The organism is Streptomyces sp. NPDC056480 (assembly GCF_042795405.1).
Lineage (GTDB): Bacteria > Actinomycetota > Actinomycetes > Streptomycetales > Streptomycetaceae > Streptomyces.
The window spans coordinates 1-6,209 of sequence record NZ_JBHTSA010000219.1 but is presented as its reverse complement, the minus strand read 5'-3'; the positions used below and the strand labels follow the sequence as shown (position 1 = coordinate 6,209).

At 72.7% G+C, this 6,209-nt stretch carries 6 protein-coding genes; 1 reads left to right on the top strand and 5 read right to left on the bottom strand.

Translation table 11 applies throughout. The features are described 5' to 3' along the window. Window positions 1-42: 42 nt before the first annotated feature. The 5 genes from ACFQ79_RS40045 to ACFQ79_RS40025 form a co-directional block, all read right to left on the bottom strand. Window positions 43-984, bottom strand: a complete 942-nt coding sequence (locus tag ACFQ79_RS40045) for an ROK family glucokinase (RefSeq protein ID WP_383593160.1) — start codon at window positions 982-984, stop codon at window positions 43-45. Window positions 985-1,050: 66 nt separating this feature from the next. Next, the gene (locus ACFQ79_RS40040; protein ID WP_383593158.1) at window positions 1,051-1,560 is read right to left on the bottom strand and encodes a DUF5304 domain-containing protein; all 510 of its coding nucleotides are present in this window, start codon (window positions 1,558-1,560) and stop codon (window positions 1,051-1,053) included. Window positions 1,561-1,603: 43 nt separating this feature from the next. Continuing rightward, window positions 1,604-2,746, bottom strand: coding sequence for an ArsA-related P-loop ATPase (locus ACFQ79_RS40035; protein WP_383593155.1), 1,143 nt, complete (start codon window positions 2,744-2,746; stop codon window positions 1,604-1,606). 66 nt (window positions 2,747-2,812) lie between these two features. Next, a complete protein-coding gene (locus tag ACFQ79_RS40030; protein ID WP_383593152.1) occupies window positions 2,813-3,256 on the bottom strand; it encodes an SRPBCC family protein in 444 nt (147 codons plus the stop codon). Window positions 3,257-3,346: 90 nt separating this feature from the next. After that, complete coding sequence (locus ACFQ79_RS40025) at window positions 3,347-4,114, bottom strand: metallophosphoesterase (RefSeq protein WP_383593149.1); 768 nt, start codon at window positions 4,112-4,114, stop codon at window positions 3,347-3,349. A 255-nt stretch (window positions 4,115-4,369) separates the two neighbouring features. On the opposite strand from ACFQ79_RS40025, the gene ACFQ79_RS40020 reads away from it, so the two are divergent. Then, the gene (locus tag ACFQ79_RS40020) at window positions 4,370-6,166 is read left to right on the top strand and encodes an AMP-dependent synthetase/ligase (protein WP_376460455.1); all 1,797 of its coding nucleotides are present in this window, start codon (window positions 4,370-4,372) and stop codon (window positions 6,164-6,166) included. Window positions 6,167-6,209 lie beyond the last annotated feature (43 nt).

Genomic DNA, 6,209 nt, shown 5'->3' with positions numbered 1-6,209 from the left:
GTCCACAGGGACGCGACGGGCGGTTGTCGTACGAGGGACCGCTCAGCCCTGACGGGCGAGGTCCGCGGCGCCGACCAGACCGGCCTTGTTGCCGAGCTGGGCCGCGAGGACCTGCGCGTGCGGGCGCCACTGGCCGCCGATCAGCCAGCGCCGGAAGGACTTCCGGATCGGGTCGAGGACCAGATCGCCCTCGTCCGAGACACCGCCGCCGACGATGAACGCCGAGGGGTCGAACAGCGAGGCCAGGTCCGCGAGGCCGGCACCGGCCCAGCGGGCCAGCTCGCGGAAGGAGTCGACGGCGACCGGGTCGCCGGCGCGGGCGGCCTGGCTGACGTGCCGGCCCTCGATGCCCTCGGGGGTGCCGTCGCCGAGCCCGAGGAGGACCTGGGCCCGCTCGGGGGTGGCGTTGGCGCGCTGCCTGGCGTAGCGGACGAGCGCGCGCCCGGAGGCGTACTGCTCCCAGCAGCCCTGGCTGCCGCAGCCGCACAGCAGGCCGTCGGGGACGACCCGGATGTGGCCGAACTCGGCGGCCACGCCGAAGCGTCCTCGGCGCAGCTTGTTGCCGATGATGATGCCGCCGCCGAGGCCGGTGCCGAGGGTGATGCAGATGACGTCCTCGTGGCCCTGGCCGGCGCCGAACCTGTACTCGCCCCAGGCCGCCGCGTTGGCGTCGTTCTCGACGACGACGGGCAGGCCGACCCGCTGCTCGACCTTGTCCTTGAGCGGCTCGTGCCGCCAGTCGATGTTCGGCGCGAAGAGGACGGTGGCGCGCTTGTCGTCGACGTAGCCCGCGGCACCGATGCCGACGGCCTCGATCGTGTGGCCCTTGCCGGCCTCGGACACGGCCGCGCAGATCGCGTCGACGATGCCTTCGGGGGTCGGCGGGGTGGGCACCTTGTGCGTGTCGAGGATGTTGCCCTCCTCGTCGACCACGCCGGCCGCGATCTTCGTGCCGCCGATGTCGACGCCGATGGTGAGTCCCATGTGTCCCTCAGTTTTCGGTCGAGCCCCGCTAAGGCCCACCGTACCCGAGGGGGACGGGCGTCCCGATCAGTCGAGGTCGATGTGCTGGCCGGTTCCCGGCCCCTCGTCGTCCTTGCGGTCGTCCTTGCTGTCGTCCGCACCGGCGTCTCCGTCGGTGCCCTCGTCCGCCTCGCCCGCCGCCCTGTCCGCGTCCCGGCGCGGGTCGCGCGGGTCGTCGGGGGTCACCTTCTCGTCGCGCGTCCACCGGGTCTCGTGGGACTCGACGGCGGAGCGGTAGGCGGCGAGCAGTTCGTTCCCGGCGGCGGCGAGGTGGTCGAAGACCTGCGGGTTGCGCTCGATGACGGGCTCGACGACCGCCTTCGCCTGGTTGACGAGCTGCTGCACGGTCTGCGCGGCCTGGCCGGCGAGCAGCGGGTTCCCGAGGCCCCCGGAGACCTTGTCGGCGACGGCCTCGAAGAGCTTGCGGAACTCGTCGGCGGCGGAGCCGGTGTCCGCACCGCGCTGCGCCCGGCGGCGGGCCTTCTCCGCCTCCAGGTCCTCGGCGCACGCCTTGGCCCAGGCGTCCGAATCGCTCATGGCGCACTCCTCACTGGCTGGTACTTCGACGGTACACGCCCCCTCAGGGGGTGCGGGGCCAGAGCCCGGGGTCGGGGGTGAAGCGCACCCGGAGGTCCCCCTCGACGAGTCCCGCGCCGGTGACGGCGCAGCGGCGCAGGGCGGCCGGCAGGGGCACGTTGCGGCGGAAGGCGCCGACGGTGAGGAGCAGTTCGTCACCCCTGCGGACGAGGGAGAGATCCTCCTTGACGGCCCCGGGGAGGCCGATGTGCCACACCAGGACGCCGTCCTCCTCCCGGCGGTCCTCGACGGACCACGCCGGTACGGGGCCGGGGACGGCCGCCGGGCGCCGGGCGGGCGCGAGCAGCACGAGGTCCTCGGGCCCGCGGGGGTCCCGGCCGAGGTGCGGCAGTTCGTCGACGCCGTCGGCGAGGCCGGACGCGGTACGGAGCTCCGCGAGGTGCCGGTGCTGCTGGGCGGTGAGTCCGGCGAGCCAGGGGTCCTCGGAGTCGGCGGGCAGCAGCCGGTTGGCGACGACGGAGTCGAGGGCGAGGCGCTGGAGGGCGAGGCCGAGCCGGGCGGTGCGCAGGGCGCGGGCGGCGGCGGGGCCGGGTTCGAGGACCAGCCGGACGCTGGTGGCGGGGGCGTCGACGACGGCCTGGACGGCGGCCAGCTCGGTCTCCCAGCGGCCGGTGGTCTCGTACAGCCACTGCGCGGGCATCGGGACCCCGGCGAGCTGGGCGAGCATCGGGCGCAGGGCGCGGGCGGCCTGCCGTTCCGGCGGCAGGAGGCGGCGCAGATAGCGGCGGAGCTGCTCGGGCAGGGCGAGGAGGGCGAGGGCCTCGGCGAGCGGCGGCAGATCGACGACGGCGAGCTCGTGGTCGCCCTCGGCGGCGTCGCGCAGCGCGCGGAGCAGGGCGAACTGGCGGCTGCCGGGGAGTTCGGTGAGCTCGGCGTCCTCGAAGGGCGCGGCGCCCAGCAGGTCGAGGGCGGTGGAGGAGCGGGCCTGGAGGGCGAGGAACTCCCGGCGGAAGTCACCGGCCGGCCGGGGGCGCAGGACGCGGAGTCCGTCCTGGGCCGGGAGCGGCTCGACGTCCTCGGAGACGAGCAGGACCCGGCGGCCCGCCCGTGCCTCGGCGAGGGCGGTGGCGGCGGCGACGGTGGTGCGACCGGCGCCGCCGGACCCGGTGACAAGGATGATCCGCATGCGGAGGACGTTACCCGCGCCCTCCCGGCGCTCGTACGGGAGGACGTGTCCGGCCTCCCGCGGGGCTCACGCGCCGGATTCGACGCGCTTCTTCAGGCCGGCGAGCGCCCGGTCGATGATGACCTTCTCGGCCTTGCGCTTGATCATGCCGAGCATGGGGATCTTCACGTCGACCGTCAGCTGGTAGGTGACCTCCGTGCGGTCACCGCCGCCGACCGCCGACAGCCGGTACGAGCCGTCGAGCGACCGCAGCATCTGGGACTTGACCAGCGTCCAGCTGACCTCGTTGCCGCCGGTCCAGGTGTACGCGAGGGTGTGGTCGTCCTTGATCGCGCCGGCGTCGAGCAGCAGCCGCACCTTCTCGGCGCGGCCGGCGTCGTCGGTCTCCAGGACCTCGGCCTCCTTCACCTCGCCCGTCCACTCGGGGTAGCGGGCGAAGTCGGCGATCACGCCCATGACGTCGGCCGGTGCCGCCTCGATGGTGATGCTCGAGCTGGTGTGTTCGGCCATCGTGGTGGCTCCTCCACTGTGCGGTCCGGCGGAAGTCAAAGGGGCACAGACGTGCCGACGGAAGGCTATCGCGCTGCGGCGCGGGGCCCGTCACCACTCCAGGGCGAAGGGCCTGCCCGTCGAGGCGAAGTGGCCGACGTTCACGCACTCGGTCGACGCGATCCGCATCCGCCGGGCCAGCGGCTGGTGGACGTGGCCGAACAGGGCGTAGCGGGGCCGGGTGCGCCGGATGGCGTCGAGGAGGGCCCGGCTGCCGCGTTCGAAGCGGCGGGCGACGGTGTCGTACGTCAGGTCCGGCACGTCGGGCGGGATGTGGGAGCAGAGGACGTCGACGTCGCCGAGCGCCTCGACCTTCGCCGCGTACTCCTCGTCGGAGATCTCGTACGGCGTGCGCATCGGGGTGCGCAGGCCGCCGCCGACGAAGCCGAAGACGAGGCCGCCGACCTCGACCCGCTCGCCGTCGAGGACGGTCGTCCCGGGCCGGGCGAACTCGGGCCAGAGGCGGGGGATGTCGACGTTGCCGTAGGTGGCGTAGGTCGGGGTGGGGAAGGCGGCGAAGAGTGCGGCGTACTGGCGGCGGACCGCGCCCTCGATCGCGGTCTCGCGGTCGACGTTCAGCTCGGCCCAGAGGCGACGCCCCAGGTCACGGGCCTCGTCGAAGCGCCGGGCGGTGCGCAGCTCGACCAGCCGGTCGGCGTTCTCGACGCCGAAGAGGTCGGGGAAGATCCCGCGGCTGTGGTCGGCGTAGTCGAGGAAGAGGACCAGGTCCCCCAGGCATATCAGGGCGTCGGCCCCGTCCCCCGCCCTGGCGAGGTCTCCGGCGTTGCCGTGCACGTCACTGACCACATGGACTCGCATGGGCCCACCTTAGGGGGTGTCACCTGCGGTTACTTCCGAGTCAGGAAACCTGTGGATTACTGTGCGGAGAGCACCGCCACACAGGTGTGACGCACGGAACATCTGGCCGGAACCCCCTATCCGGAACCATGTACTGATGGGTAACGTCCGGGCAGTCCAGTCGTGCTCTCCCCCACGGAGCACCCGCCAGTTCTTGGACTTCACCGGTGCATCACACAGAGCCGTGGCGCCGGCGCCCGATGAGGAGCAGCAGTCTTGCGCGAGTTCAGCCTTCCGGCCCTGTACGAGGTCCCCGCGGACGGCAACCTGACGGATCTCATCCGCCGCAACGCCTCCCAGCACCCAGACGTCGCCGTCATGGGCCGCAAGGTCGACGGCGTGTGGACGGATGTGACCGCGACGCAGTTCCTCGCGGAGGTCCGCGGGGCCGCCAAGGGTCTGATCGCGGCCGGCGTCGAGCCGGGCGACCGGGTCGCGCTGCTCTCCCGTACGCGCTACGAGTGGGTGCTCCTCGACTTCGCGATCTGGAGCGCGGGCGGCGTGACCGTGCCCGTGTACGAGACCAGCTCGCCGGAGCAGATCCAGTGGATCCTCGGCGACTCGGGCGCGACCCTGGTGCTCGTCGAGAGCGGTGCGCACCAGGAGTCGGTGGAGTCCGTACGGGCGGACCTGCCGGACCTGAAGGGCATCTGGCAGATCGAGGACGACGCGGTCGCGCAGCTGACCGCGACCGGCCTCGACGTGTCCGACGAGCTGCTCGACGCGCGCATGTCCGCGGCGAACGCGGACGACCCGGCGACGATCGTCTACACCTCGGGCACCACGGGCCGCCCCAAGGGCTGTGTCCTGACCCACCGGGCCTTCTTCGCCGAGTGCGGCAACGTGGTGGCGCGGCTGAAGCCGCTGTTCCGTACCGGCGAGTGTTCGGTGCTGCTGTTCCTGCCGGCCGCGCACGTCTTCGGGCGGCTCGTCGAGGTCGCGTCCGTGATGGCGCCGATCCGTCTCGGCTGCGTCCCCGACATCAAGAACCTCACGGACGAGCTGGCCTCGTTCCGGCCGACGCTGATCCTGGGCGTGCCCCGGGTCTTCGAGAAGGTCTACAACTCGGCCCGGGCCAAGGCGCAGGCCGACGGCAAGGGCAAGATCTTCGACAAGGCCGCGCACACGGCCATCGCGTACAGCAGGGCGCTCAGCACCCCGCAGGGCCCGTCCTTCGGCCTCAGGCTGAAGCACAAGATCTTCGACAAGCTGGTCTTCAGCAAGCTGCGGGCGGTGCTCGGCGGCCGCGGCGAGTACGCGATCTCGGGCGGCGCGCCGCTGGGTGAGCGGCTGGGTCACTTCTTCCGCGGCATCGGCTTCACGGTCCTGGAGGGCTACGGCCTGACGGAGTCGTGCGCGGCGACGGCGTTCAACCCGTGGGACCGGCAGAAGATCGGCACGGTCGGTCAGCCGCTGCCGGGTTCGGTGGTGCGGATCGCCGACGACGGCGAGGTGCTGCTGCACGGCGAGCACATCTTCTCGCGGTACTGGAACAACGAGGCGGCGACCGCCGAGGCGCTGGCGGACGGCTGGTTCCACACGGGCGACATCGGCACCCTCGACGAGGACGGCTACCTCGCGATCACCGGCCGGAAGAAGGAGATCCTGGTGACGGCGGGCGGCAAGAACGTCGCCCCGGCGGTCATCGAGGACCGGATCCGGGCGCACGCGCTGGTCGCGGAGTGCATGGTGGTCGGCGACGGCCGCCCGTTCGTGGGCGCGCTGGTCACGATCGACGAGGAGTTCCTGGGCCGCTGGGCCTCGGAGCACGGCAAGCCGGCGGGCTCGACGGCGGCCACCCTCCGCGACGACACGGACCTGATGGCGGAGGTCCAGCGCGCGATCGACGACGGCAACGCGGCGGTCTCCAAGGCGGAGTCGGTGCGCAAGTTCCGCATCCTTCCGGCGCAGTTCACGGAGGAGGCGGGGCACATCACCCCGTCCCTGAAGCTGAAGCGGAACGTGGTGGCGAAGGACTTCGCGGACGAGATCGAGGCGATCTACCGGGCCTGATGCCCGGCGTGCGTACGGCCGGAGGCCCGGGGCGGTGTCGCCC

Bases quoted from the DNA above. Each gene is read 5' to 3' on its own strand.
- ACFQ79_RS40045 (WP_383593160.1), bottom strand. From the start codon at position 984: ATGGGACTCACCATCGGCGTCGACATCGGCGGCACGAAGATCGCGGCC.
- ACFQ79_RS40040 (WP_383593158.1), bottom strand. From the start codon at position 1,560: ATGAGCGATTCGGACGCCTGGGCCAAGGCGTGCGCCGAGGACCTGGAG.
- ACFQ79_RS40035 (WP_383593155.1), bottom strand. From the start codon at position 2,746: ATGCGGATCATCCTTGTCACCGGGTCCGGCGGCGCCGGTCGCACCACC.
- ACFQ79_RS40030 (WP_383593152.1), bottom strand. From the start codon at position 3,256: ATGGCCGAACACACCAGCTCGAGCATCACCATCGAGGCGGCACCGGCC.
- ACFQ79_RS40025 (WP_383593149.1), bottom strand. From the start codon at position 4,114: ATGCGAGTCCATGTGGTCAGTGACGTGCACGGCAACGCCGGAGACCTC.